Here is a 25,726-nt window from a genome sequence, read left to right on the forward strand (position 1 = left end):
GTTGGTCTCTCGCGGTTGTCCGTTGTAAAGGAGATATGGGTCGATTTCCGCAGGGTGCAAGGCAGGCGGCGACAGAGTGGCTAGTCGTCGAGATCACCGTCATCGGGTGTCGTGTGCAGGTAGATATGGCCGATCTTGCGGATCAGCGGAATGTTCACAAAGGCAACGATGGCGGCGGCAATCCCAAGACGGCTGAGGACGCTCAGCGGCATGGGGTCGTCTCCTTTGGCATAAATCAGCACCACGAAGGTCACCACCAAAAACCAGATGGCGAAGCTTGTCAGCAGGCGGCGCATGGGATGTTTTGGTATGTCAGTCATGGCCGCCTCAAATTGCACGCTTCTCCGCACTATTCCGAGGGTGTGGGCAATCCGCAAGGGCGTTCCATAAGGCGGCCCGGATCAAAACCCGTGGATTGCCTACCCGCTACTGGCTCGCCGTGCCTGCCAGCATCGCGGCCATGGCAACGAGATGGACCAGCGTTATCGCCCGATCATTCCAAAGCACCCCGACGATCAGCCAGCCCAGAACCCCCACCACAAAGAGGTAGAGGTTCCAAGGCGTCCAGCCAAAGCCGGTGGCGGCATAGCCAAGGATCTGGATCACCGAAGCCACCCATTTGACCCAGAACGCCAGCTGCGCAGGGGCCGCGCGCGCGATCGCCTCAGACGCCACGGGTCAGCCCGCCGTCGATGCGCCAGTTCTGCCCGGTGACATAGGCGCCGCCTTCGGAGGCGAGCCAGCCGATCAGCGAAGACACTTCAGCCTCGGTGCCATAGCGCCCCATGGGGATGCGCGCGCGGCGGTCTTCAGTCTCGGGCAGGCTGTCGATAAAGCCCGGCAGGACGTTGTTCATGCGGATGTTTTGGCCCGCGTATTGATCTGCGTAGAGCTTGGTGAAACCCGCGAGCCCGGCCCGGAAGACGCCTGAGGTGGGAAAAAGCGAGTCCGGCTCAAAGGTGGCAAATGTCGAGATATTGATGATCGCGCCGCCGCCCTGCGCCGCCATGATTCGTGTCACCAGACGGGTGGGGCGGATCACGTTCATCAGGTAGACATCCAGCCCGCCGTGCCAGTCTTCGTCGGTCATCTCTAGGATGTCGCCTTTCGGCCCGTGTCCGGCGGAGTTCACCAGCACATCAACGCGGCCCCAGCGGTCCATCGCGCCATCTACCAACTGGGCCAGCGCCTCTTGCGATTGGTTCGAACCGGTGATGCCAAAGCCGCCCAATTCGGTGCCAAGCGCCTCTCCCTTGCCGGAGGAGGAAAGCACGCCGACCTTAAAGCCATCAGCGGCCAGTTTGCGGGCCGCCCCCGCGCCCATGCCGCTGCCGCCTGCGGTGATCAGGGCTACTTTTTCTGTTGCCATCGGATATACTCCATATGCTGTGCAGCGATTGCGCTGCGGTGCTATGGTCTTTTAATTAGGCATGGTAGGCTGTGCTGGCCAGCCAGATGCATTGTCGTATGACTGTAGGAATTCTATCGTGCCTCCAGACTTTCCACTGCCGCCCCTGAACGGACTTCGCGCCTTTGCCGCGGCGGGGCGTCATATGAACTTCCGCGCGGCTGCCGATGAACTGGGCGTCACCCAAGGGGCGGTCGCCCAGCAGGTGCGCGGGCTGGAGGATCATCTGGGGCTGCGCCTGTTTCTACGCGAACCGCGCGGCCTTGCCTTTACCGACGAAGGGCGGGCCTATCATGCCTCTGTATCGCGGGCTTTTGAGCAGTTGAGCGAGGCGACGGATGCCCTGCGCAGCGCGCCCGCGCGGGTGACGGTCAGCGTGACACCGACTTTTGCGTCGAAATGGCTGATCCCCCGCTTGTCAGACTTCACCGAAGCCCATCCCGGCATCGACCTGCGCATCACGGCGACGGAGCGGGTGGCGAGCTTTCATGCGGATGGGATCGACCTTGCCGTGCGTCAGGCGCGTCCGCCTTTCGGGGCCAGTCTGCGGGCTGATCTGCTGTTCGCGCAGGAGGTTGTGGCGGTCTGCTCGCCCAGTTTGACGGCTGACGGCACGCCGCTGGATGCGGCGGCACTGGAGCAACTGACCCTGCTCCACGACACGCATGATCTTTGGCCGCGCTATGCGGAAGAAGCATTTGGCAGCGCCGTAAAACCAGCGCGGCGGCTTCGGTTTAACCAAACAACGCTCAGTCTGGATGCCGCTCTCGCCGGGCAGGGGGTGGCGCTGGCGAGCCGCTTTTTGGTCCAGCGCGATCTTGAGGCGGGGCGGTTGGTTTGCCCCGTGCATCATGTGATGGAGGGCGGGCAGGATTTCTATCTGCTTTCTCCGCGCCAAGGGGTTTCAAGTGCTGCGATCATCGTGCGCGATTGGCTTTGCACGGTGGCAAAACGCGAGGCGGGTTAGCCCGGCGCGGGCCTTCGGGCGCAGGAAACTGTCCTTTCCTGCCAAACATAGTGCTTTCGCTCTCCCCCGCGTCCGATGTGCGCTCGGGTTGGTCGACCGCGCGGGTAAAGGGCGCGATGTCATCTTCGGTCAGCTGATTGCGCCAACCCTACACCGAAGACGGCTTTCCTTCGTTGCACTTTCTGCTCAGCGGTCTGTCGAAACCTTTTGGTTTCACGTTTAACATCGTGCCGATCCGGTCACTGGCTAGAGGCGGAAAATATCATCGCCCATTGGGATGAGGGCGTGGCGCTGGCCTTGCCAGCCCGACTGATCCGGAGCAGCGCGGGGCGGACCTGCGGTGGTTTTGACCGATCATATCGACGCTGCCGATGTGGTGCGCAACTGGCGGCGGTGGTCAGCACCCCCGCGGGGATCGACCGCACAGGGCACGCGCTCCGGGCTCTCTTGGTCTAGCGTCGGGGGATCTTGGGATGTGCCGTCAGGAGACGGCCACCGCATCGGGCCGCCCTTTGAGAGTGGGGAAGTCCACGAAAAAGGTCGTGCCCTCACCCTCGGCTGTTTCAAAACGGATCTCGCCGAGGTGCTGATCCACGATGGCTTTGACGATGCTCATGCCCAGCCCATGCCCTTCTTCGACGCGGTAGCTGGACCCGCGGGAAAACCGGTCGAACAGGACCGGCTGCAGCTCCAACGGCAAGCCGCTGCCGTGGTCCTTGACCCAAAACCCGGTGCCATCCTCCGACAGGCCAAGCTGGACCGTGCCCCCTTCGTCAGAGGCTTTGATCGCGTTGGACAACAGGTTTGACAACAGCCGCATGAGCCGCCCCTCGTGCAGCCGCAAAAGCGGGGCGGGGGCCTCGGACGGGGTCATTTCCAAACCGACACCGCGCTCTTTGGCGTAGGCGACCAAGGTCTCTGAGGCTTGGGCCAACAATGGCGCCAAGGGGCGCTCAGAAAATCCCGATTGATCCGGTCTGCGCAGGGTCTCTACATCCAGAATATCCCCCACCATCTGATCGATAGCCCGCGCGTTGCGCAGCGCAAGTTCCAGCAGTTTGCGCTTTTGCGGCGGCAGGTCGCCGGGGCTGACCTCAAGCAAGCGCAGCGCCCCGGTAAGCGCGGTCAGCGGTGTCTTCATCTCGTGGCTGACCGTGGCGATAAGCTGATCCTTGGCGCGCTCAAATTCGCGCTGTTCGCTGACATCGCGCACCACGCCAAGATAGCCCAGATGCTCGCCGCGATCGGTCTCGACCTTGGCGGTGGCGACTTGGCCTTCGAAGGTCGAGCCATCGGCGCGACGGCAGGCAACGGAAAACGCGCCCTGCGTGCTGGCCGTGCTGGCATTTGTCAGCTCTTCGCCCATGCGCTCATAGCTGCCGAGGGTCTCATAGAGAACGGCCGTCTGCCGCCCCAAAAGCGCGTCGGGGGCATAGCCGAACAGGGTTTCGACCGCCGGGTTCACCAGCGCCACACGGCGGTTGGGGTCGGCCATGATGATGGCCTCGGGCACGGCATCCACCATTGCCTTGAGCAGCCCGCGCTGTTCGCGCAGCGCGCGGCGTTCGGATTGCAGGGACAGTTCGCTGCTCAGCCACCGGGCGAGGAATTGGACGAATTGGATCTGCGCCTTGCTGAACGGGGCCGGGCGCGGGGCGGTGCTGGAAAAGTTCAACGTCCCAAACAGCGTGTCCCCGGTTTTCAGCGGCGCCCCGATATAGCTTTCCAGACCGAAATTCTCATAACACGGATGGGTCGAAATCTCTTGCTGACCGGCGTGGTAGAAAGAGGTCACATCGGCATTGGCAAGTGTGTGCAGGCAATAGGTGCCATTGATGTCAAAGGTGCTGCCGGGGGCAGGCGCCCAGTCAGGGCCGTGGACATAGACACATTCGTAAACCGGATGATCCACGCGAGAGACGATGCCGAGTTCAAGACCAAGCGCCTCTGTGCCCAGTTGCAAGAGCTTGGCGATTTTGTCTTCGACGGAAAGATCAGGCTCGACAGCAAGCATATAGAGTTGCCGCAGCGGATCATCGAAATCCGCCAAAGCGTTGTAAAAGTCGTTCATCATTGCCTCTGTCGTAGTCTTTGCACCTGACTTGGCGAGAAGGCAGATGTTTGACCCAAGGTATCCCCCTCACGCTCTGCTGCCAATGCCGCAGCGGGTAAATTGGGGCAAGAATGGGGCTTTTCGCCCCGCTAATGCAGATAATTGTGGAGTGTCGGACGGGAGAGGGCGGCCAAGCGCGGCAACTCCTGCCTCAAGAGGGCAGAAACCGGTGACCTTTGCAAAGCGGTGGTCATCGCCGTTTCTATGGCTATGGTACCGCCAACGAGGGTCGCCAAAGGGGAGAGTTGACCATGCGATTGATGCGATACGGGGCGCGTGACGGGGCAAAAACGCCGGTGGTGCTGGATGCGGCAGGGCAGGCGCGGGATGTGAGCAGCCTTGTGCCAGACTTCACGCCCGAGACCATTCCGACATTGCGCAAGATATTGGATGGCGTCGATCTGGAAGGTCTGCCGCTGGTCGAAACCCAAGGCCAGCGTATCGCTGCACCGGTCAGCCAGCCGCGCAACATTTGGGGCGTGGGGTTGAACTATTCCGACCATGCGGCGGAATCGGGCATGGACGTGCCGACCGAGCCGATCCTGTTCACCAAGGCCAGCCGCACCTATTGCGGGCCGAATGATCCGCTCCTTTACTCCAAAGAGATGAGCAAACTCGACTGGGAGGTCGAGTTGGGCGTGGTGATCGGACATACCGCATTGAACGTCAGCCGTGATCAAGCGCTGGACCATGTGCTGGGCTATTGCGTCGTCAATGACGTGTCGGAACGCGCTTGGCAGGCCGAACGGGGCGGGCAATGGGTCAAGGGGAAGAGCTTTCCCAACTTTTGCCCCACAGGGCCGGTTTTGGTGACGGGCGATGAGGTGGGCGATCCCGGCAAACTGTCGCTCTGGGCCGAGATCAATGGCGAACGTCTGCAAAACGGCACGACCGAGAAGATGGTTTTTGATGTGGCGACGATCGTTTCCTACATGTCCGAATTCATCCAGCTAGAGCCCGGCGATCTGATCTGCACGGGCACCCCACCGGGCGTGGGCATGGGGTTCAAACCGCCACGCTACCTTAGCCCCGGCGACCGGGTTCGGCTAAGCGTCCAAGGGTTGGGCGAGCAAGAGCAGGTGGTGGAGCGGCTGCCCGTGCGTTGAAGGGGCCAGCCGCCACGGGTGCCACCGGCGAGGGCGATGGCGGGTGACAGGATCGGGTGTCTAGGCGACCTCGGCCTCGCGCGCTTCGGCGGCGGCGACAGCGATGGCGGGGCGCAGGGGCAGGGTCAGCAAAAAGCTGCTGCCCTTGCCCATGATGCTGGTGGCGACAAGGCTGCCGCCATGGGCAGTGGCGATATCGCGTGAAATCGCTAGGCCCAGCCCGGTGCCGCCAAAGCGGCGGGTGGCGGTGGAATCGACCTGATGGAAGGGCTCGAAGACGCGCTCCAACTCGTTTTCCGGGATGCCGATGCCTGAATCCGTAACGCGGAATTCAACCACTTCCCCGCGGATGCGACAGGTCAGCGAAATGGTGCCTTGGTCCGAGAATTTCGTCGCGTTGCTTAGCAGATTGATCAACACCTGCTGGATGCGTTTTCCATCCGCCAGCATCACGCCGGTTGCCGATTTCACGTTTAGCTCCAGCCCCTTGTCTTCGATCATCGGGCGTAGCTGATCGGCGGTAGGGGTGACGATATCGTCGATCTGCACTGGTTCCATCGCGATCGAAAGGCTGCCTGCGTCGATCTTGGCAAAATCGAGCACCTCGTTGATTAGGGTCAGCAGGTGATTGCCCGAACGCTCTACCGTTTGCATGATATCGCTCAGTTTGCCCATCGTGGCGGACAGTTTGGGCGCCAGCGTTTCACGGGTCTTGGGGTCAGCCTCAATAGCGGTACGAAGATCGCGCGCTGCCGGGGTGCGGTCGAAATGCCGCGCAAGGCGGACATGGCCCAAGATGACCGTCAGCGGTGTGCGCAACTCATGGCTCAGCACGCCCATGAAGTCGGTCTTGGCCTTGTTCGCGTCTTCGGCGGTCAGCAGCGCCTTTTTCAGATCGGTCACGTCAATGCGCAAACCCACGACGCTGCCGTCCTCCATCCGCCGGTCCGAGGTGCGGATGATGCGGCCATCGGGCATGCGCTGTTCGGTTTCAAATGCGCCGTTCTCACGTTTCTCCAGCCAAACGCGAATCCATTCCTCTTCCTTGCCGACGGCATCGGGCACGATCCCACGGCGGATGCTGTCACGGACAATCTTTTCATAGGATGATCCGGGCTTCACCACCTCGCTATAGTCGTGGATCTCGCGGTATTTTTCATTGCAAAGCACCAAAATGCCCTTGGCGTCATACATGACAAAACCATGGTCCAAAGCCTCGACGCCCGTGCGCAGACGTTCTTCGGCGAGTTTGCGGTTCTCTGCCAAGCCGATGATATACCAGGCAAAAATGGTGACCCCTAGGGCGCCTTGCAGGCGCAAAATCCAGTTCAGCCAGAAGTCTGGACGATGCTCTGGCCAGCCGCCTTTGACGGTTGCGGCCAATTGCCAAGCGCCGAAAGCAAAGTTGAAGTCGAGCTCGATGGGGTCGATCAAAGTCAACTCGGGGTCGCCGATGATCGTCTGTTCGATCTCTCCCTCGGGGGTCAGCTCGCGGATGGCCAGATCGTATTTTTCGGTCAGTTCGGGGATGCGCAGCTGCGTGACGAGCGCGTCGTAATCCACAACCATGGAGAGGATGCCCCAAGGTTCGTTCGGGGCGGCGGCGGTGCTGGTTGAATCAAAGATCGGATGCCGCAGGATCAGCCCGCGCCCGCCTTGCACCAGATCAACCGGGCCGGTCACCAACCCTTCGCCGGTCCGCAGGGTCTCTTCGACCTTGGGCAGTTGCGCCGCGTTTTGGCGGTAGTCCAGCCCCAGCACGCCGCGATTGGCCTCATAGGGGTGGACGATTGTCACGACGAGGTCGGGGGCCACGGCGAGGTTAATCACATCCGGGTTCTCGGCCATGAACTCTGCCGCGCGGGCGCTAAATTCGGACTGGGTGATCGTGGGGTTCTCGCTGATGACCGTGGCCAACTCACGCAGCTTCAGGATCTGGTCAAAGATATCCGCGCGGATTTGTTCGCGGACTTCGATCAGCTCTAAGGTGGTATCAAGCTCCAGATTCTGCATGTAGGTCTGATAAGACAGGGTCTCGATCCGGTGGCCAAAGCCCAGAACAACGCCGCACAACACGACCAAAACGATAATCCGTTTCGCACGCTGAGACAGCGCATTTCTCATTTTTTCCATGCCGGCTTTGCCCAAATCGGTCTCTGTCCTCTGCGCTCCGGCCTTCTTAGTGCCGAATACGCCCTTGGGGTATTAGACTGCAGGGGGGTTTGTTGACGCAAGGAAAATACCCGGATGCAGACAAATGCTGAGCAACAGCGTCAAATTTGCAAGTGACGCCCTCTATCCTTGGGGCGATTGGCCCAGCAATTCAGCCAAAACGCGGTGCAAAAGGGCGATATCTTGGGGGTTGGACATATTGGGCGCGTGGCCGCAGTCGGGGAATTCACTCATCCCGGGCCGCGGGCCGCTTTGGGTCATGCGCTCTGCAGCCTCGGGCAGCAACAGGTCCGACCGGGCGCCCCGCAAAAGATGCGTGGGCGTGGTGGTCCGGTCCCAACGGTCCCAAGTGGAAAGCTCATGGGCTGAGGCGGTGAACTGCACGGTGATGCGCGGATCATAATGCAGGGTCAGCCGTCCATCCCCCCGGCGGCGCAGCGAAGACCGCGCCATGCGCTGCCAATAGGCATCGGCGGCGGGGCCGAAGGGGGCATAGGTCTGGCGCAGCCACGCTTCACCTTCGGCAAAGCTGCCAAAGTCTGGCAGGCTGCCCACATAGGAGAGGATCCGGTTCACCGCCGTCGCGGGCAGTTCGGGGCTGATGTCGTTCACGACCAAGGCGCTGACCCGCGCGGTCTCGGGCCCCGAAGCCATGTGCATCCCGATCATGCCGCCCAGAGAGGTGCCAAACCACGCGGCGTGATCGATTTGGAAGTGATCCAACACCCCTGTCGCGATGCGCGCATAATGTTCGACCGAATACTCCGCCTCAGGGCTGGCCCCCCAGCTCGACCGGCCCCGCCCGATCATATCGGGGCAGAGCACGTGGAAATTTTGCGACAAGGTCGCGGCCACCTCGTCAAAGTCGCGCCCGGTGCGGGCGAGACCGTGCAGCATCATCAAGGCAGGGTTCTTGCGCTCGCCCCATTCAGTGACATGGATTTCGTGTCCCATGACGGGGATGAAATGGAAACGGGGGGAGGTCATCCGCGCGCGCCTTTCTGTATCAGGTTCAGCGCGCGGTTGGTGCTGCCATCCGCGCCGTCGGTGAAATGCGACAACGGCGGCCTCCGCACCTGTGCGACCGGGGCCAGCTTGGTCATGGAACGGCGGCGATCCATTTGCGTGTCTTCATGGTATCCTCCCTAAACGGGCCAGCGCCATGTTGCGCCGTCTCCCCCCGTCGACTAGCTTAAGTTTTCAGCATCCGAAAAAGAAATAAACGGAGCAAGATGGTGGAAATACGTACCGATGAGTGCTTCGAGACGCGGCGCTTTGCAGAGCTTGCCTTTGTGCATGCGCCCATCGGGCTGGTGGTGACCGAGAACCGCTGCATCCGCGATTGCAACAATGCCTTTGCGCAGATGTTCGGCTATGCGCGCGCCGACCTGCGCGACCAGCTTTTCGCCATTCTCTACCCCTCGGATGAGGAGTTCGTAAACATCCGCGACCGGGGCGTGGACCAGTTGCGCAAGACCAACACCTATTGGGACGAACGCATCATGGCACGGCGCGATGGCAGCCTGTTTTGGTGCCGTGTGCGGGGCCATTCCTTCACGCCCGAACGCCCGCTCGACCGCGCGGTCTGGAGCTTTGCCGATCTCTCCGGCGAGCGGCCCTACCTGCCGCTTACCCGGCGCGAGCGCGAGATCCTGAGCCATCTGGCGGAGGGGCTGACCAGCAAGCAAATTGCGCTCAACCTCGACATCTCGCACCGGACGGTTGAAGTGTACCGCGCGAAACTGCTCAAGAAATTCGGCGTCAGCAATACTTCTGGCCTGTTTCATTCGCTGGGCGGCATCGACAGCGATCATGTGGTGTCCAACAGTTCTAAGTGACGCGCCCGGCGCTCAGCCCGCATCACTCTGCCTGTCGGGCAGTTTTGACTGCGCCGGGGGCGGGGCCGCCTCGTGGGGCTGATCCTCATCGTCGGGTTTCTCGGCAGCCTCGGCCATTGCGTCGGCCTGAGCGTAGAGACTGCGGATCTCCATCAGATCGGCTTTGGTTGGCGCCTTGCTCTGTTTCGTCGTTCCCTCAAAGGGTTGCGAGTCTGGGGTTTCACTATTTGTCACTGGTTAATCCGCATTTTGAGCTTAAATCTCACGGCCAATTCCGTGGTGGGGCACAGAGTACCGAGCCCGAATTTCGACGCCAATTGGGCAAAGCCCCAGCCAAATCAGGGTTATCCCCTACAGGGGCAAACAAGGTCCTGAAATTTCGGGATATATTTTCACGATATCATTTCAGTCGGTCGTATGGCCATCCAAGGACATGGTTAATGACCGCCTGTCAGGGTTTCCCCTAATAGACATGGCGGCGGAAAAAGCCGAAGTTTCAACGGAAAGTAGAGGTGCGCATGAGCTTGGTCGCGGCGTTCACATTGATTGCGCTGTGTGGAATCGTCTTGTCCGGCGTGATGATCGCAAAGCAGGTTGGCGATGCGGTCAACCGGTTTGCCGTGGCTGGCGCGATCGCGGTTTTGTCGCTGTACATCGCCGTGGTGCTGGCGTCTGCGCCGCGCGGCGGGGCCTATAGTGACCCGATCGAGCTGGTCTTTGCGACCGCCGCATTTGCCGTTCTGGTGGCGCAGGTTTGGCGCGTGATGCGCAACCGACGCAAGCTTCAGGGCAGCGCCAACTCCGATGAGACCCGCCGGAAACTGCCCGATTTGCTGAACGATGTGCCGGTGCAGGCGGCCTTTCTGACACCGGATATGACCTATGCCTTCGTCAATGATGCCTATAGCGCCTCCTTTGGGAGATCCGCCGAGGAGATCGTGGGCAAACACCTGTCGCAGATTATCCCGTCGGACCTGCTGGAGGAGGTGTCCGACAACCTCGAAAAGGCGCTGGCCGGGCGGCAGGTCACATGGCGTTTTGATTTCTCGCGCCCGGTTCTGGCCCGCTCCCAAGGGGCGGCGATCTATCAGCCCCTGTCCGACCGGGGGCAGGTGGTGGGGGTGCTGGTGATGATAATGGACCGTTCCGCCTCGCAGGACGCGGTGCATGACGCAGAGGTCAGCGCGGCGAAACACGCGCTCGCGGCTGAGGTGGCGGGGGTGGGCTATCTGGAATGGGATCAAGAGGGCGCGCTGGTTGATGTCTCTCCCGAGGTGGAGGCGCTCTTGGGCCGCGATGCGCAGAGCCTGCGCGAGATGTGGCAGCAGGGCCAAAGCTTTGTCGAGCCGCGCAGCCGCGCCACGATCCGCAACAACCTGCATATGGCTGGCAGCCGCCCGCGCGACGTGGTCGAGAATGTAAAGTTTCTGGCCGCCAACGGTCGCCAGATCGAAGCGCGCACCTGCATTCGCCGCTTGAACCGGGGGCGTCAGGTGCATCTTTTGGCCGCGATCCAAGATGTTACGGATCAGCAGAACGTCCTCACCGATCTGGTGGAAAGCGAAACCCGGTTTCGCGATTTCACCGAAAGCGCGACCGATTGGGTCTGGGAGATGGACGCCGATGGGCGGTTCACCTTCCTGTCCGGCGGGGGCCGTCAAACCGACGCGGAAACCCCAATTTTCGCTCTGGGCAAGACCCTCGCCGAGGCCGATCTGGCGCAAGATCAAGGCGATTTCGACCAGCTTCAGCAAAGGTTGGCCGCCCGGGCGCCGTTCCGGGACTTGCGGTTGGTTCTGCCCCTCGGGGATGGGCGGGCGCGGCAAATCGACATGTCGGGCAAACCCTTTTTTGACAGCCACGCTCAATTGGCAGGCTATCGCGGCACCTGTTTCGACATGACCGAAATCGCCATGGCCGAGACTGAGCGCAAAAGCGCGCGGGAGGCGCTGGCGCTGGCTTTTGAGACCATCTCGACCATGGTGGCGCTTTTCGACAGCAACGACCGCTTGGTCTATTGCAACGAGGAATACCGGGCGACCTACGCCGGGATGGACGGCGACATCATCGGAAAGCACTTTGATGAGTTGCTCGCGCATTTCACGCGAACCGGCACACTGGCCACGACCGCCGAAGGCAAGGTCCGCTGGAGCGAGCAGCGGCGCGATCGGCGCAACACCCCGGCCAAGTTCTTTCGCGCGCGATCTTCCAAGGGGCGCTGGCTGGAGGTGACGGATTACCCCGTGGCCGCAGGCGGGCTTTTGACCATCGCATCCGACATCACCGAAAAGGTCGAGCGCGAAGAGCGGCTGCACCGCCATGAAACGGCGCTGCAACTGCTCAACCGGCGCGAGACATTGGGCCAGATGACCGCTGCCATCGCCCATGAATTGAACCAGCCTTTAGCGGCTATTCACAATTTTGCCGCAGGCTGTGTGTTGCGGGCCAAGAACGACCAGCTTGAGAGAGAGGATATGATCGCCGTGCTTAATAATATGCAAAGCCAATCGGAACGGGCCAGCGCCATCCTGCGGTCCATGTCGAACTATCTGCACAGTGACGATGCCGACCGCCATGCGGTGCGCTTCGAAGATATCCTGCGCTCGGTGCAACTGTTGATCCAGCCGGAAAGCTCGGCCACCGGCGTTGCCGTGGAGATCGACGATCAATGTGGGGAGGTCGAGTTGACCTGCGCCCGGATCGAGATTGAGCAGCTTTTGATCAACCTGATCAAGAACGGTATTGATGCCTGCCGAGAAGCGGGCCGCCCTGATGCCGAAGTCTCGGTTTCTGCGCGGTGCGAGGCGGAGGAGATCGTGATCGACGTGGCCGATGCGGGCCGCGGATTTGCCCCGGACATGCCTGCGCAGACGGCCTTCAGCGCCTTCCGCTCGACCAAGGACAAGGGGCTTGGCGTGGGGCTGGCGATTTGCGAAACGATCGTTCTGTCGCATGGCGGGACCATCGCCGTGACGAAATCCGATGCAGAGGGGGCCTGCCTGAGCGTGCGTCTGCCGCTGGAGGTGCAAAAGTAAAATGTCAGAAAACGGGATCGTTTACGTCGTTGATGATGACGCCGCGGTGCGGGAGTCTCTGGTGTGGTTGCTGGGGTCTGTCGGGCTGCGCGCGATTCCATTTGCATCGGCGGCCGCGTTCCTCGACAGCTATGAGGACAATGGCAACTGCTGCCTCGTCAGCGATGTGCGGATGCCGGGGATGAGCGGGCTGGAACTGCAAAAAGCGCTGAATGCGCGGGGGATCAAAGTGCCGCTGATCTTGATGACGGCCTTCGGCGATGTCTCTACCGCCGTGACGGCGATGAAGGCAGGCGCGGTGGATTTTATCGAAAAGCCCTTCAACAATCAAAGCATGCTCGACCTCATTAACACCGCCCTTCAGTCCGACGCCGCACGGCGCAAGAGCGAAGAGGCCGAGGTGGAGAATGCGCAGCTGCTGGCCCGGCTCACCCCGCAAGAGCATCGGGTCTTTGAACGGGTGGTGGCGGGGCTCTCGAACCGCGAGATCGGCAGTGAAATGGATATCTCCATCAAAACGGTTGAGGTGCACCGCGCGCGGGTGATGCGCAAGCTTGAGGCGAATTCGGTCGCGGAACTGGTGCGCTTTCACATCCACAATGCGCCGCCCGCCCCGGTCGAAGACAACGAGCGCGCGTAAAAAGCCCCGGCAGTGCAGGACCACCGGGGCAGGCTGCCCAGCCCCGGCGAGGGTTAAGGGCTGGGGTTTCCCGGCGGCATGAGGGGCGCCGGGAAGGCATGGATCACGCCGGCTTGGGTTCCAGCGTGCCCACGGTCACGTCGAGGGTCTGCTCAGACCCTTTGCGCAGCACGACAACCTCTGCCGCCGTCTCAGGCGTGGTGGTTGCCACCGCGCGGGTCAGGTCGCGCAGGTCGTCCACCTCTGTGTCGCCGAAGGACAGGATGATATCACCCTTCTTAAGGCCCGCTTTGGCGGCGGGGCTGTCCTCGGAAACCGCTTCGATCACCGCGCCGCGCGGCTCGTCGTAGCCCAGCACATTGGCAACCTCGGGGGTCATCTGCCGGATTTGCACACCCAGCCAGCCACGCTCGACCAAGCCGTCATCGGCCAGATCGGCCACGATGGTCTGCACGAGGTCAGAAGGCACCGAGAAGCCGATCCCGACAGAGCCGCCACCCGGCGACAGGATCGCGGTGTTCACGCCCACGACCTCGCCATCGTTGTTAAACAGCGGCCCACCAGAGTTGCCACGGTTGATCGCCGCGTCGGTCTGGATGAAATCATCGAACGGCCCGGCCTGAATGTCACGCGACAGGGCCGAAATGATGCCCGAAGTCACGGTGCCGCCAAGGCCAAAGGGGTTGCCCACAGCGACGACTTCATCGCCGACGCGCAGGGTTTTGGAAGTGCCAAAGTCCACCTTGGGCAGATCCACATCCGCTTTGACTTTGAGCAGGGCGATGTCGGTCATCGCGTCGCTGCCCACGACTTCGGCGTCAAAGCTACGGCCATCGGCGAGCTTCACGGTCACCGTCTCTGCACCCGCGACGACGTGGTGGTTGGTCACGATCTGACCGTCTTCGGAGATGATGAAACCTGACCCCAGACCTTGGCGCGGGGTCGCCTCGGCGCCGGGTTGGTCGGGCAGCATATGTTCAAACCGGCGGCGCAGTTCTTCGGGCATGCCGGGGGGCAGTTGCTGCTGGATCTGCGCGCTTTGCTGTTTCGCGGTCACTTCGATAAAGACCACGGCGGGAGAGACGGCCTCGACCAAGTCGGCATAGCCACCAGCCGGGACGGCCAGCGCGGCTGTGGGCGCAAGCGCCAGCATCGGGGTCGCGGCGACGGCGGCGCTCAGCGCAAGGGCGGCGGCGCGGGGGGCCTTGGAAAGGGTCTGGTTCATGAGATGCTCCTTGCTGTGCATTCGGTGTTTCTGGACCCCTATTTGGGGCGCAGGTTTTACAGCCCCGTCGCAGGGGCTATACAAATTTGTGAGAATGCAGGCCGCAGGATGCGTGGGCCGCGGATTTGCCCTAAACCTTTGGTGATCCTACATGAGACTGCGATGAAACTGCTTGTTGTCGAAGACGATACCACCACCAGCACCTATATCGCGCGCGGCCTGCGCGAAGAGGGGCATGCGGTGGATGTGGTGGCCGATGGCCGCGACGGGTTGGTGCAGGCCACCACCGGGCAATATGACGTGCTGATCCTTGACCGGATGCTGCCTGAGTTGGACGGGCTGACGCTGCTGAAAACCCTGCGCGGGGCGGGCAATGCCACGCCGGTGTTGTTGCTCACGGCGATGGGCGCGGTGGAGGATCGGATCGACGGGCTGAACGCCGGGGCGGATGATTATCTAGTCAAGCCCTTTGCCTTTGGTGAGCTGTCGGCGCGGGTGAATGCGCTAGCGCGTCGCCCGCAGGCGATGGAGCAGGAAACGACCCTCCGCGCTGGCGACCTGACGATGGACCTGATCAGCCGCCGGGTCACGCGCGCAGGCCAAGAGATCGACCTGCTACCGCGTGAATTTGCTTTACTAGAGCATCTGCTGCGCCGGAAAGGCCGGGTGCAAACGCGAACCATGCTGCTTGAGGCGGTCTGGGACATTTCCTTTGACCCGATGACCAATGTGGTGGAGACCCACATCAGCCGCCTGCGGGCCAAGGTCGACCGACCCTTTGACAGCGAGTTAATCCAGACCGTGCGCGGCGCGGGCTATAGGATCGACACATGAAGGCGCGGCTGGCGGGGTTGTGGCGTTCCATGCCGCTGCGGTTGGCGCTTTTGCTGGTGCTGCTCTTTACCATCGTTAGCCTGCTTAGCCTTGCGGCCAGCTATGCCGTTACCCAGCGATCGTTCGAACAGGCGATCCGGGCCGATCTGGCGCAAGACATGGCAGGCTTCCGCGCCGCCCCGGGCGCCTCGGCATTGGCGCGGCTGGTCGAGGCGGAATCGCGCGAGACTGATCCCAACCGGCTGATCCTAAGCTACATCGGCCCTAATGGTCGCATCTATGGCAACGGGGCCATCGCGCGGGATAACGAGGGCTATCACATCGTCTCAATCGGCGCGGCGCGGGCGCAGTATACCGGGGTTTACCTGACCCTGACCGACACGCTTTATGGCGGGCTTTTGACCATCGCGCGCAGCCGGGCCGAGATCACGGCCCTGCGTGAGGTTTTCGTCAACATTCTGTTGGTCAGCCTTCTGCCCACGGTGCTGATTGCGCTCTCGGGCGGGCTGATCCTTGCCCGACGCTCTAAACGTCATGTTGAGGTGATCCGCGCCACGCTGGACCGGCTCACTGCGGGCGATCTGGCAGCAAGGGTATCGCCCGGGCCGCGCTGGTCGGATGACCTGCTGCGCATCGGAGAGGCGGTGAACCAGATGGCCCGGGCGCAGGAAACCTCCGTGGCGGCGCTGCGGCAGGTGTCACTGGATATCGCGCATGACCTGAAAACGCCGATACAGCGTGTCTCGGTGCATCTGGACGATCTGGATCGGGCCGAGGCCACGGGCGAGGACCGCGCCGAGCCGCTGGCCCGCGCCCGCGCCGAGTTGGACGGTATCGCGGCCATTTTCCAATCCCTGCTGCAATTGGCGCAGGTAGAGCAGGGCGACGCCCGCGCCCATTTCGCCCCCGTCGATCTGGCCGCGCTTTGCCGCACCATGATCGAGCTTTATGAGCCCGCAGCGGGGGAGCAGGGCAAACGCTTGCTCTGCGATCTGCCAGAGGCTCCGACCCATGTCACCGGCGACCGGGCGCTGTTGGGCCAACTGCTGGCCAATCTGATCGAGAACGCTCTGCGCCATTCCGGCGATGCCGAAGCGGTAGAGATATCGTTGAACCAGACGGCAGGACAGGTCGTGCTCACTTTAGCGGACAGCGGCCCCGGCATTCCGGCGGCGGACCGCGACAAAGTGCTGCAGCGGCTCTACCGGCTTGACCGCAGCCGGGGCACGCCGGGCCATGGGCTGGGGCTGGCGCTGGTCGATGGGGTGGCGAAACTGCATGGGGCAAGGCTGGAACTGATCGACAACGCGCCGGGGCTGCGCGTCGTGATAACCTTCGACAGTTAGCGCGCGCAAAGGACTGCGGCAATTTAGCCTGTGCCTCTCCCTCCCCCCGGTCCTATATAGGTCAGGAAACAACACGCGAGGGCTTCTCATGCTCGACGGTTACACCGCCGAAATCCTAGCGCGGGTGCAGTTTGCATTCACGGTTTCGTTTCACATCATCTTCCCGGCTTTCTCGATCGGGTTGGCGAGTTTTCTGGCCGTGCTGAACGCGCTTTGGCTGTGGAAACGCGAAGAAACCTATCTGAAGCTCTTTAATTATTGGAAGAAAATCTTTGCCGTGGCCTTTGGCATGGGGGTCGTCTCGGGCATCGTCATGTCCTACCAGATCGGCACAAACTGGTCGGTGTTTTCCGACAAGGCAGGGCCGGTTGTCGGGCCGCTGATGGCCTATGAAGTCCTCTCGGCTTTCTTCCTCGAAGCCGGGTTCCTTGGCATCATGCTCTTTGGCCGCAAAAGGGTCGGCGACGGGCTGCATATGTTCGCCACAGCGCTGGTGGCACTGGGCACGCTGGCCTCGGCGACATGGATCCTGTCGGTCAACAGCTGGATGCAGACCCCTGCGGGCTTTGGCATCAACGACGTGGGGCAATTCGTGCCCGAGGACTGGTGGGCGATCGTCTTTAACCCGTCATTCCCCTACCGTTTGGTGCATATGGTGCTGGCGGCCTATCTGACCACGGCGCTGGTCGTGGGCGGGGTTGGCGGGCTGCACCTGCTGCGTGATCACGCCGACCGGGCCGCGCGGCGGATGTTCTCTATGGCGATGTGGATGCTTCTGTTGGTCACGCCGCTGCAAATTCTCGCGGGCGACATGCATGGCCTCAACACGCTGGAGCATCAGCCCGCCAAGGTCATGGCGATGGAGGGGCATTACGACAGCCATCCAGATGGCGCGCCGTTGATCCTTTTCGGCATCCCGAACCCTGAGGAAAAGCGCATTGATTACGCGGTCGAGATCCCCAAGCTCTCTTCACTGATCCTCAAGCACGATCTGAACGCGCCGCTACCGGGGCTGGACACGATCCCGGATGAGGATGAGCCGCCCGTCGCGATTGTTTTCTGGTCTTTCCGCATCATGATCGCGCTTGGTTTTGCGATGTTGGGTCTGGGTCTTTGGGCCGCACTCGCGCGGCTGCGGGGGCGGCTTTACGATGCGCCGCTGTTGCACCGGTTGGCGCTGCTGATGGGGCCGACCGGCTTTGTCGCGGTGCTGGCGGGCTGGATCACGACCGAGGTCGGGCGGCAGCCCTTCACGGTTTACGGGCTGCTGCGGACCTCTGAAAGCCTTGCACCGATTGAGGCACCTGCCGTGGCGACCTCGCTGATCGCTTTCATCGTGGTGTACTTTTTCGTCTTCGGCGCGGGCACGTGGTATATCGTGGCGATGATGCGCAAACCGGTTGTGGATCATGTGCTGGAAGACGAACGCGACGCGGCGCAGGATGACGCCGCGCAGGATGACGGGCCGATCCTTGCTGTCGGCGAAGAGGCGGCGGTCAAAGACAAAGCGGTCAAAAACAAGCGCGGGGATAGCTGAGATGTTTGGACTGGAACTTTCGTTCATCTGGGCCGGGATCATCGCCGGTGCCGTGCTGATATATGTCGTCCTCGACGGGTTCGATTTGGGGGTTGGGCTGCTCTTTCCGATGACCAAGGACGAGGGCGAGCGCAACGTGATGATGAACTCGGTCGCCCCCATCTGGGACGGCAACGAGACATGGCTGGTGCTGGGCGGCGGTGGGCTTTTTGCGGTGTTTCCATTGGCCTATGCGGTTGTCATGCCTGCGCTCTACATGCCGATCATCCTGATGCTGCTGGGGCTGATCTTTCGCGGCGTGGCGTTCGAGTACCGTTGGCGCACCAAACGTTGGAAGCCCCTGTGGGACATGGCGTTTTTCGGCGGCTCGCTGGTGGCCTCCTTCTGTCAGGGCATCGCCCTTGGCGCGCTGGTGCAGGGGATCGAGATCGAAGGCCGCGCCTATGCGGGCGGCTGGTGGGATTGGCTCACGCCTTTCTCGATCCTGACCGGGGTGGCGGTGACCGTGGGCTATGCGCTGCTGGGGGCGACATGGCTCAACATGAAGCTTGAGGGCCGCATTCAGGCCCACATGCGCCGCCTTGCTTGGCCGCTGGCGGTGGCGACTTTGGTCTTCATGGGGATGGTCAGCCTTTGGACGCCGTTCACCGATGCCGTCTATTTCGAGCGGTGGTTCGCGTGGCCCACGGCGCTGTTCAGCGGCTTGGTGCCGCTTTTGGTGGCGCTTGCGGCCTTTGGGATGCTGCGCGGCTTGCAACGCAAGGCGGACATTCAGCCGTTCCTCTGTGCGCAGGCGCTGTTCGTGTTGGGCTTCATCGGCATCGGGATCAGCTTTTACCCGCATATGGTGCCGCCAAGCCTGACCATCGCCGATGCCGCCGCCCCCGATGAAAGCCTGATGTTCGCGCTGGTCGGCACGCTGGTGCTGCTGCCGCTGATCCTCAGCTACACGGCCTATGCCTATTGGGTGTTCCGCGGCAAGATCGACCCCGAGGAGGGCTATCACTGATGGGAAAATGGCTGAAACGCAGCGGCTGGTTCGTGGCGCTTTGGCTGGCCAGCGTCGCCCTGTTGGCGGTGGTGGCCTATGGCATCCGGCTGGTGATCATGCCCGGCTGACGCAGCGGCGCGCGCCTCGGGCCTTGCCAAGTGCGGCGGCATCTGGCCTCTTCAAGCCCAAAGCAGCACGAAAGGACAGCCCGATGCGCGCCATGCAAGTCACCACCTATGACGAACCGCTCACCCTGCAAGAGCTTGAGATGCCGATGCCGGGGCAGGGCGAGGTGCTGATCCAAGTCGATACCTGCGGGCTGAATTTTGGCGATTTGCTGATCATCAAGGGCACCTATCAGGAAAAGCCGCCGCTGCCGTTTACCTTGGGGATGGAGATGGCGGGCACGATCACCGCTTTGGGCGAAGGGGTCGATGGCCTGAAAGTTGGTCAGCGCGTGGCAGCCTATACCGGGTTTAACGGGTTGGCCGAATATGCCGCCATTCCCGCCGCGGTCTGCGTGCCGATCCCCGAAGCGATGACCGCCGTGGATGCAGCAGCTTTCCTCATCGCTTACGGCACCAGCCATGTCGCGTTGGACTATAAGGCGCGGTTGCAACCGGGTGAGCGGCTGTTGGTCTTGGGTGCCTCGGGCGGCATCGGGCTGACGGCGGTGGAACTGGGCAAGCTGATGGGGGCCGAGGTGATCGCGGTGGCCCGCGGCGCTGATAAACTCGCCGTCTGCAAAGAGGCGGGTGCCGATCACCTGATCAACTCCGAGACCGACGACATCCGCGCCATCGTCAAGGAATTGGGCGGGGCCGATGTGGTCTATGACCCGGTGGGCGGCGATCAGTTCAAGGCTGCCATGCGCGCCTGCAACCCCGAAGCGCGGCTGATCCCCTTGGGCTTTGCCAGCGGCGAGGTGCCGCAGATCCCGGCGAATATCCTGCTGGTCAAGAACCTGAGCGTGTTGGGCTTTTACTGGGGCGGCTATGCCAAGATTAAACCCTCGGTGCTGACCGATAGTTTCGCCGAGCTGATCAAATGGTATGTCGCGGGCAAGCTGAAACCCCATGTCAGCAACGTCATGCCGCTGGTGCAGGCGAATGAGGCGCTGGCCCTCCTGCGCGAACGCAAAGCGACGGGCAAGGTGGTGGTGGAGGTGGCGCGCTAGGCCCGCCGCCCGCCCTGCAAACGTGTCACGCGCAGCGCCTTTTGGCGCTCGCGTAGATAAACGAACAGGCCCGAGGCGAGGATCAGCGCGATCCCGACCCAGACCTCCCAAACCGGCAGATCACCGAAGATCACGAAGCCCCAGAAAACCGCCAGCGGCAGCCCGATATATTCAAACGGGGCCACGGTGGCGGCGTCGCCCAGCCGGTAGGCTTGGCTCAGGCAGTAGCCGATCAGCGCGATGTTGAGGCCGATGCCAAGGAAGGTGAGGAAATCCTCCTGCGCTGGCCAGACCCACGCGCGCAGCAGGAATTGGAGTGACGCATTGCTGCCCTCATCCACAAACCGCCCGTCGCCCGCGACAAGGAAAAATCCCAGCGATACGGCAATAAAAGTAGCCTGAATATAGACCATCAAGGCCGAGGCTTTGGAGTTCACGCCGAGCTTGCGGGTCATCAACTGATTCAACGCATAGGTCAGCGCGGCAAGTACCGGCAGCAGCAAAACCCAGCGAGAAACGTCGAGCGTCGCCGTAGAAGCCCAAGGCCGCATCATGATCACCACGCCAACAAACCCCACGATCACCGCGCCAAGGCGCAGCGGGCCGACTTGTTCACCCAAGACCGGGATCGACAGCAGCGTGATGAACAGGGGTGCGGCAAAGAACAGGGCCGTCGCTTCGGCCAACGGCAGGACCGAAAGCGCCAGAAAGAACGACATGTTCGAGATCACGATCAGCAGCCCGCGCAGCAGGTGCAGCCCCGGCTGCCGCGTCTTGAGCAGGTGAAACCCGCCTTCGAGTTTGACCAGCAACAGCCCCAACACGATCCCGATGGCCGAGCGGGTGAAAACGATCTGATGCAGCGGATAGCCGCCCGACAGGCGCTTGATCAGCATGTCATTGACCGAAATCGCGGCCACGCCAAGAAGGATCAGCCCGATCGCCAGACCAGCGCGGTTATGGGAAGTAGTTATCATGGCAAAGACCTACCAGCCCGGCGGGAAAGGTCCAGCGCTTTGACATTGGTTTGCGCAGAATTACCCGCTAGGCTGGGCGCATCGCTTTAAGGGAGAGCCAGCCATGCAGATGTCCGACACCCGCCAGATCGCCGCCACCCCGGCCGAGGTCTATGCCGCATTGCTCGACCCGAAGATGCTGCAAACCTGCGTGCCCGGCGCGCAGGATGTGACTGGCTCGGTTGAAGAGGGGTATGACGCCACCGTCGTGCAAAAGGTCGGCCCGGTGAAGGCGACCTTTAAGGGGCACGTGACGCTCTCCGATTTGGTGCCGAACGAAGCGCTGACCATCACGGGCGAGGGCAAGGGCGGTGCAGCCGGTTTCGCCAAGGGCGGCGCAGAAGTGCGGCTGGCCGAAAAGGACGGCGGCACCGAGCTCAGTTACGATGTTGAGGCCAAGGTCGGCGGCAAGCTGGCGCAGCTTGGCAGCCGGATCATCGACGGTTTCGCAAAAAAGATGGCGGATCAGTTTTTCGACAATCTGCAATCTTCGCTCGAAGGTCCGACAGAAGAGACGGGCGAAAGCGCGGAAGCTGATGAAGACGCCCCCACCAAAAAGGGCTGGTTCGGCCGCGCCAAGACTTAAAGGCATCTGTTCACCCGGCCCAAAGCCAGTTAGGTTGCCCGCCTACCAAAGCGGAGACGACCATGCCGACAATCGTGGATATTCAGAACCTGCGTAAATCCTACGCGGGCGGTTTCGAGGCGCTTAAAGGGGTCAACCTACAGATCGAACAGGGCGAAATCCTTGCTCTCCTAGGCTCCAACGGGGCGGGCAAGACGACGCTGATCTCGACCATTTGCGGCATCACCACCGCGACCAGTGGCACAGTGACCGTTGGTGGCCATGACATTAAGGACGATTTCCGCGCTGCACGCACGATGATCGGGCTGGTCCCGCAAGAAATTAACCTTGAACCGTTTGAAAAGGTGCTGAACACCGTGCGCTTCTCGCGCGGGTTGTTTGGCCGTCCGGCGGATGAGGCGGTGCTGGAGAAAATCCTGCGTCAACTTTCGCTCTGGGACAAGAAAGACAGCCAGATCCGTGAGCTTTCGGGTGGGATGAAACGCCGCGTGCTGATCGCCAAAGCACTGTCGCATGACCCAAAGGTGCTGTTTCTGGACGAGCCTACCGCGGGCGTCGACGTGGAACTGCGCAAGGACATGTGGGAGATCGTGGCGGGGCTGAAAGCCTCTGGCGTGACGATCATCCTGACCACCCATTACATCGAAGAGGCCGAGGCCATCGCGGACCGGATCGGCGTCATCGCCAAGGGCGAATTGCTGCTGGTCGAAGAGAAAGACGCGCTGATGGCGCGGATGGGCAAAAAGCAACTTGAAGTGCAGCTCACCGAGCCGATCACCGACGTGCCGCTGGCGCTGCAGTCGCCCGATGTGGAGTTGTCCGCCGATGGTCGGTCCCTGATCTATACCTATGACACCAACGCCGAGCGGACCGGCATCACCAAGCTGCTCTCCAAAGTGGCCGAAAGCGGTCTGGTGCTGCAAGACGTGGCGACACGGCAAAGCAGTCTGGAAGATATCTTTGTCGATCTGCTCAAGGAGGATGCGGCATGAACTGGACCGCGATCAAAGCCATCTACGCGTTCGAGATGGCACGGTTTTTCCGAACCATCACGCAGAGTATCATCTCTCCGGTGCTGTCGACCTCGCTCTACTTCGTTGTTTTCGGCGCAGCCATCGGCAGCCGGATCGAAGAGGTCGAGGGTGTGAGCTATGGCGCCTTCATTGTGCCGGGTCTGATCATGCTCAGCGTCATCACGCAGTCGATCTCAAACGCCTCTTTCGGCATCTATTTCCCGAAATTTATCGGCACGGTCTATGAATTGCTCTCGGCCCCAATCAACTTTTTCGAGATCGTCATCGGATATGTCGGTGCGGCGGCCACCAAGGCGCTGTTCATCGGCACGATCATCCTGATTACGGCGTTTTTCTTTGTCGATATAACCATCCAGCATCCCATCGCCATGGTCGCTTTCCTGATCCTGACCTGTATCAGCTTCGCGCTAATGGGCTTTATCATCGGCATCTGGGCAGGGAATTTTGAGCAGTTACAACTTGTGCCGCTCTTGATCGTCACGCCGCTGGTCTTCCTTGGCGGGTCTTTCTACTCGATCTCGATGCTGCCGCCGGTTTGGCAGGTGATCTCGCACTTCAATCCGGTGGTCTATCTGATCTCAGGTTTCCGCTGGGCATTTTTCGGCTCTGCCGATGTGCCGATCCTGACCAGCCTTGCGGCAATCGCGCTGTTTACGGCGCTTTGCCTCGGTGTGATCTGGTGGATTTTCCGCACCGGCTGGCGTCTGCGGGCCTGAGGGCTGCGAAACTTCTGCGCCCGCCTTGTTTGCACCGGGTGGGCGTTCTACATGAGAAGAATGAGAATTCGGCTGCCCTTCCTTAAATCCCCGCCCAGCGTTTCCGTGATCCGGCTTTCCGGCATGATCGGCTCGCAGGGCCGCGCGGTGTTGAACGATGCGACCATGGCTCCGGTCATCGAAAAGGCCTTTGCCAAGGGCAAGCCTGCCGCTGTCGCGTTGGAGATTAACTCTCCCGGTGGCAGCCCGGTGCAATCGTCGTTGATCGGCGCGCGTATTCGGCGGTTGGCGGAGGAAAAGAACATCCCCGTTATCGCATTTGTCGAAGATGTCGCGGCCTCAGGCGGCTATTGGCTGGCGGCTGCGGCGGATGAGATTTACGCGGACCCAAGCTCGGTTGTGGGCTCCATTGGGGTGATCTCGGCCTCCTTTGGGGTGCATGAGTTCATTCGCGAGCATGGGGTCGAGCGGCGCGTCTATACGGCAGGGCAGAGCAAATCCATGCTCGACCCCTTCCGCCCGGAAAACCCCGAAGATGTCGCGCGGCTGAAAACGCTGCTCGAAGATATTCATGAAAACTTTATCGACCATGTGAAGACACGCCGTGCGGGCAAATTGCCCGAGGGGCAAGACCTCTTTACCGGGGAAATCTGGCTGGCGAAACGCGCCGCCGAACTGGGCTTGATCGACGGTGTCGGCCATCTGAAACCGCTGTTGAAAGAGCGCTTTGGTGACAAGGTGAAACTGCGCCGCTACGGCGTGAAACGCGGGCTTCTGTCGCGCTTTGGCGTGCAGATGGTGCAGGACGCGGTGCAGGGCATAGAGGAACGCGCGGCCTATGCGCGGTTTGGTCTCTAGCCCATGGTTTTCAAGATTGTTCTGCTGTTTCTGGTGGCCATGGGCCTGCTCGCTTGGTTTGGAAAAATGCATTGGCTGGGGGGCAAACGCCTATCCCGGACCAAATGTCGTGACTGCGGACGTTACCGCATTGGCAAAGGCGATTGTGCCTGTAAGGGAGGGCGTTAATGCTGATGCCGTGGCTACTTTCGGGGCTTGGCCTCGTGATCCTGCTGTTTGCGGGGGATGCTCTGGTCAAAGGGGCGGTGAATCTGTCGCTGCGCCTTGGGGTGCCCGCGCTGATCGTCAGTTTGACGATCGTGGCCTTTGGTACCTCTGCGCCGGAACTGCTGATCTCGGTTAAGGCGATCTTGGACAACGCGCCGGGTTTGGCGCTTGGGAATGTCGTCGGGTCGAACACGGCTAACATCCTGATGGTGCTGGGCATTCCCGCGCTGTTGGCGACGATGCACACCTCCGAATGCAGCACGCACAAGACCTATAATCAGATGATCGCGGCCTCGCTGCTCTTTATCGCGTTGGCCTTCCGCGGTGTGTTCGACTGGATCTCGGGGCTGATCCTGCTCTCCGGTCTGGCCTATATGCTCTACGACGCTTTCGGCGATGCCAAAGATCACCGCCGCGCCTGCCGCAGCGGGGAGGTTGAGGAAGAGGAAGAGCCCGAAGGCGCCGACCCCGACATGGCGGGCTGGCAGATTGCACTGTTCCTGATCCTTGGGCTGATCGGCTTGCCCTTGGGTGCGAGCCTTTTGGTGGATAATGCGACGCTCATCGCCCAGACCTACGGTGTCAGCGACACGGTGATCGGCCTGACACTGGTGGCAGTGGGCACGTCGCTGCCTGAACTGGCGACCACGGTGATGGCCGCACTGCGCCGTCAGGCGGATGTGGCGCTTGGGAACGTCATTGGTTCGAACATGTTCAACCTGCTGGCTATTATCGGCATCGCAAGCCTTGTCGGTCCGATTTCGGTCGACGAAGCCTTCTTGCGGATCGACCTGTGGGTGATGCTGGGCGCGTCACTGCTGCTGATCCCCTTCGTCTATCTGGGGCGCGATATCACGCGGCTTTGGGGTGTGGCGCTGAGCGCGCTTTACGGGCTTTATTTGGTAATCATCCTGATCTGA

Annotated in this window: 26 protein-coding genes; 16 read left to right on the forward strand and 10 right to left on the reverse strand. The window is 61.6% G+C overall.

From position 1 onward, the window contains the following. Positions 1 to 80 precede the first annotated feature (80 nt). The 3 genes from T8A63_RS02895 to T8A63_RS02905 all read right to left on the reverse strand — a co-directional run bounded on the left by T8A63_RS02895 (position 81) and on the right by T8A63_RS02905 (position 1,369). Complete coding sequence (locus T8A63_RS02895; protein ID WP_300054792.1) at positions 81 to 320, reverse strand: hypothetical protein; 240 nt, start codon at positions 318 to 320, stop codon at positions 81 to 83. Positions 321 to 426: 106 nt separating this feature from the next. Further along, the gene (locus T8A63_RS02900) at positions 427 to 675 is read right to left on the reverse strand and encodes a DUF6552 family protein (protein WP_322344927.1); all 249 of its coding nucleotides are present in this window, start codon (positions 673 to 675) and stop codon (positions 427 to 429) included. Then, entirely contained in the window at positions 665 to 1,369 is a 705-nt protein-coding gene (locus T8A63_RS02905) for an SDR family oxidoreductase (protein WP_322344928.1), read from the reverse strand. Before T8A63_RS02905 ends, T8A63_RS02900 begins: the two co-directional genes overlap by 11 nt. A gap of 118 nt (positions 1,370 to 1,487) precedes the next feature. On the opposite strand from T8A63_RS02905, the gene T8A63_RS02910 reads away from it, so the two are divergent. After that, entirely contained in the window at positions 1,488 to 2,375 is an 888-nt protein-coding gene (locus T8A63_RS02910) for a LysR substrate-binding domain-containing protein (RefSeq protein WP_322344929.1), read from the forward strand. A gap of 481 nt (positions 2,376 to 2,856) precedes the next feature. On the opposite strand, the gene T8A63_RS02915 is transcribed toward T8A63_RS02910, so the two are convergent. Then, the gene (locus T8A63_RS02915) at positions 2,857 to 4,446 is read right to left on the reverse strand and encodes an ATP-binding protein (protein ID WP_322344930.1); all 1,590 of its coding nucleotides are present in this window, start codon (positions 4,444 to 4,446) and stop codon (positions 2,857 to 2,859) included. Between the two features lie 293 nt (positions 4,447 to 4,739). Here T8A63_RS02915 and T8A63_RS02920 point away from each other — a divergent pair, with 293 nt between their 5' ends. Continuing rightward, a complete protein-coding gene (locus tag T8A63_RS02920) occupies positions 4,740 to 5,594 on the forward strand; it encodes a fumarylacetoacetate hydrolase family protein (RefSeq protein ID WP_300054802.1) in 855 nt (284 codons plus the stop codon). Positions 5,595 to 5,654: 60 nt separating this feature from the next. On the opposite strand, the gene T8A63_RS02925 is transcribed toward T8A63_RS02920, so the two are convergent. The 3 genes from T8A63_RS02925 to T8A63_RS02935 all read right to left on the reverse strand — a co-directional run bounded on the left by T8A63_RS02925 (position 5,655) and on the right by T8A63_RS02935 (position 8,887). Next, the gene (locus T8A63_RS02925; RefSeq protein ID WP_322344931.1) at positions 5,655 to 7,727 is read right to left on the reverse strand and encodes an ATP-binding protein; all 2,073 of its coding nucleotides are present in this window, start codon (positions 7,725 to 7,727) and stop codon (positions 5,655 to 5,657) included. A 162-nt stretch (positions 7,728 to 7,889) separates the two neighbouring features. Then, positions 7,890 to 8,753 carry an alpha/beta hydrolase gene (locus tag T8A63_RS02930; protein WP_322344932.1) on the reverse strand — a complete coding sequence of 288 codons (864 nt, stop codon included), beginning with the start codon at positions 8,751 to 8,753 and terminating at the stop codon, positions 7,890 to 7,892. Then, positions 8,750 to 8,887 (reverse strand): hypothetical protein, encoded by a 138-nt coding sequence (locus tag T8A63_RS02935; RefSeq protein ID WP_322344933.1) that lies wholly within the window; start codon positions 8,885 to 8,887, stop codon positions 8,750 to 8,752. Before T8A63_RS02935 ends, T8A63_RS02930 begins: the two co-directional genes overlap by 4 nt. Before the next feature lie 111 nt (positions 8,888 to 8,998). Here T8A63_RS02935 and T8A63_RS02940 point away from each other — a divergent pair, with 111 nt between their 5' ends. Beyond that, positions 8,999 to 9,604: a LuxR C-terminal-related transcriptional regulator gene (locus tag T8A63_RS02940; protein WP_322344934.1), complete on the forward strand. Its 606-nt coding sequence runs from the start codon at positions 8,999 to 9,001 to the stop codon at positions 9,602 to 9,604. A 12-nt stretch (positions 9,605 to 9,616) separates the two neighbouring features. Here the strand turns inward: T8A63_RS02940 and T8A63_RS02945 are convergent, their stop codons facing one another. Continuing rightward, positions 9,617 to 9,757 carry a hypothetical protein gene (locus T8A63_RS02945; protein ID WP_322344935.1) on the reverse strand — a complete coding sequence of 47 codons (141 nt, stop codon included), beginning with the start codon at positions 9,755 to 9,757 and terminating at the stop codon, positions 9,617 to 9,619. 365 nt (positions 9,758 to 10,122) lie between these two features. Between T8A63_RS02945 and T8A63_RS02950 the strand changes: the two genes are divergently transcribed. Next, on the forward strand, positions 10,123 to 12,639 hold the full coding sequence (locus tag T8A63_RS02950; RefSeq protein ID WP_322344936.1) for a PAS domain-containing protein: 2,517 nt from the start codon (positions 10,123 to 10,125) through the stop codon (positions 12,637 to 12,639). Position 12,640: 1 nt separating this feature from the next. Next, positions 12,641 to 13,279, forward strand: a complete 639-nt coding sequence (locus T8A63_RS02955) for a response regulator transcription factor (protein WP_322344937.1) — start codon at positions 12,641 to 12,643, stop codon at positions 13,277 to 13,279. A 103-nt stretch (positions 13,280 to 13,382) separates the two neighbouring features. Here T8A63_RS02955 and T8A63_RS02960 read toward each other — a convergent pair whose 3' ends face one another. After that, positions 13,383 to 14,504 (reverse strand): Do family serine endopeptidase, encoded by a 1,122-nt coding sequence (locus T8A63_RS02960; RefSeq protein ID WP_322344938.1) that lies wholly within the window; start codon positions 14,502 to 14,504, stop codon positions 13,383 to 13,385. A 162-nt stretch (positions 14,505 to 14,666) separates the two neighbouring features. On the opposite strand from T8A63_RS02960, the gene T8A63_RS02965 reads away from it, so the two are divergent. The 6 genes from T8A63_RS02965 (at position 14,667) to T8A63_RS02990 (ending at position 20,389) form a co-directional block, all read left to right on the forward strand. Beyond that, positions 14,667 to 15,338: a response regulator transcription factor gene (locus tag T8A63_RS02965; protein ID WP_322344939.1), complete on the forward strand. Its 672-nt coding sequence runs from the start codon at positions 14,667 to 14,669 to the stop codon at positions 15,336 to 15,338. Continuing rightward, on the forward strand, positions 15,335 to 16,684 hold the full coding sequence (locus tag T8A63_RS02970) for a HAMP domain-containing sensor histidine kinase (RefSeq protein ID WP_300054818.1): 1,350 nt from the start codon (positions 15,335 to 15,337) through the stop codon (positions 16,682 to 16,684). Before T8A63_RS02965 ends, T8A63_RS02970 begins: the two co-directional genes overlap by 4 nt. Positions 16,685 to 16,772: 88 nt before the next feature. Beyond that, complete coding sequence (locus tag T8A63_RS02975; protein WP_067937870.1) at positions 16,773 to 18,221, forward strand: cytochrome ubiquinol oxidase subunit I; 1,449 nt, start codon at positions 16,773 to 16,775, stop codon at positions 18,219 to 18,221. A 1-nt stretch (position 18,222) separates the two neighbouring features. Beyond that, the gene (gene cydB, locus T8A63_RS02980; protein WP_067629754.1) at positions 18,223 to 19,230 is read left to right on the forward strand and encodes a cytochrome d ubiquinol oxidase subunit II; all 1,008 of its coding nucleotides are present in this window, start codon (positions 18,223 to 18,225) and stop codon (positions 19,228 to 19,230) included. Then, entirely contained in the window at positions 19,230 to 19,340 is a 111-nt protein-coding gene (locus T8A63_RS02985; RefSeq protein ID WP_082849496.1) for a DUF2474 family protein, read from the forward strand. Before cydB ends, T8A63_RS02985 begins: the two co-directional genes overlap by 1 nt. Before the next feature lie 83 nt (positions 19,341 to 19,423). Beyond that, entirely contained in the window at positions 19,424 to 20,389 is a 966-nt protein-coding gene (locus T8A63_RS02990) for an NADPH:quinone oxidoreductase family protein (protein ID WP_322344940.1), read from the forward strand. Here the strand turns inward: T8A63_RS02990 and T8A63_RS02995 are convergent. Next, positions 20,386 to 21,366 (reverse strand): DMT family transporter, encoded by a 981-nt coding sequence (locus T8A63_RS02995; protein WP_322344941.1) that lies wholly within the window; start codon positions 21,364 to 21,366, stop codon positions 20,386 to 20,388. The two genes, T8A63_RS02990 and T8A63_RS02995, sit on opposite strands and share 4 nt — an antisense overlap. Positions 21,367 to 21,469: 103 nt before the next feature. On the opposite strand from T8A63_RS02995, the gene T8A63_RS03000 reads away from it, so the two are divergent. The 5 genes from T8A63_RS03000 to T8A63_RS03020 all read left to right on the forward strand — a co-directional run bounded on the left by T8A63_RS03000 (position 21,470) and on the right by T8A63_RS03020 (position 25,726). Next, a complete protein-coding gene (locus tag T8A63_RS03000; RefSeq protein WP_322344942.1) occupies positions 21,470 to 21,991 on the forward strand; it encodes a carbon monoxide dehydrogenase subunit G in 522 nt (173 codons plus the stop codon). 62 nt (positions 21,992 to 22,053) lie between these two features. Further along, a complete protein-coding gene (locus T8A63_RS03005; protein WP_300054828.1) occupies positions 22,054 to 22,983 on the forward strand; it encodes an ABC transporter ATP-binding protein in 930 nt (309 codons plus the stop codon). Further along, entirely contained in the window at positions 22,980 to 23,741 is a 762-nt protein-coding gene (locus T8A63_RS03010) for an ABC transporter permease (protein ID WP_067629772.1), read from the forward strand. The genes T8A63_RS03005 and T8A63_RS03010 overlap by 4 nt, the downstream gene beginning before the upstream one ends. Positions 23,742 to 23,801: 60 nt before the next feature. Next, positions 23,802 to 24,599 carry a S49 family peptidase gene (locus T8A63_RS03015; protein ID WP_322344943.1) on the forward strand — a complete coding sequence of 266 codons (798 nt, stop codon included), beginning with the start codon at positions 23,802 to 23,804 and terminating at the stop codon, positions 24,597 to 24,599. 167 nt (positions 24,600 to 24,766) lie between these two features. Then, positions 24,767 to 25,726 carry a calcium/sodium antiporter gene (locus T8A63_RS03020; protein ID WP_416153229.1) on the forward strand — a complete coding sequence of 320 codons (960 nt, stop codon included), beginning with the start codon at positions 24,767 to 24,769 and terminating at the stop codon, positions 25,724 to 25,726.

This window comes from Sulfitobacter sp. OXR-159 (assembly GCF_034377145.1).
In the GTDB taxonomy this organism is placed as follows: Bacteria; Pseudomonadota; Alphaproteobacteria; order Rhodobacterales; family Rhodobacteraceae; genus Sulfitobacter.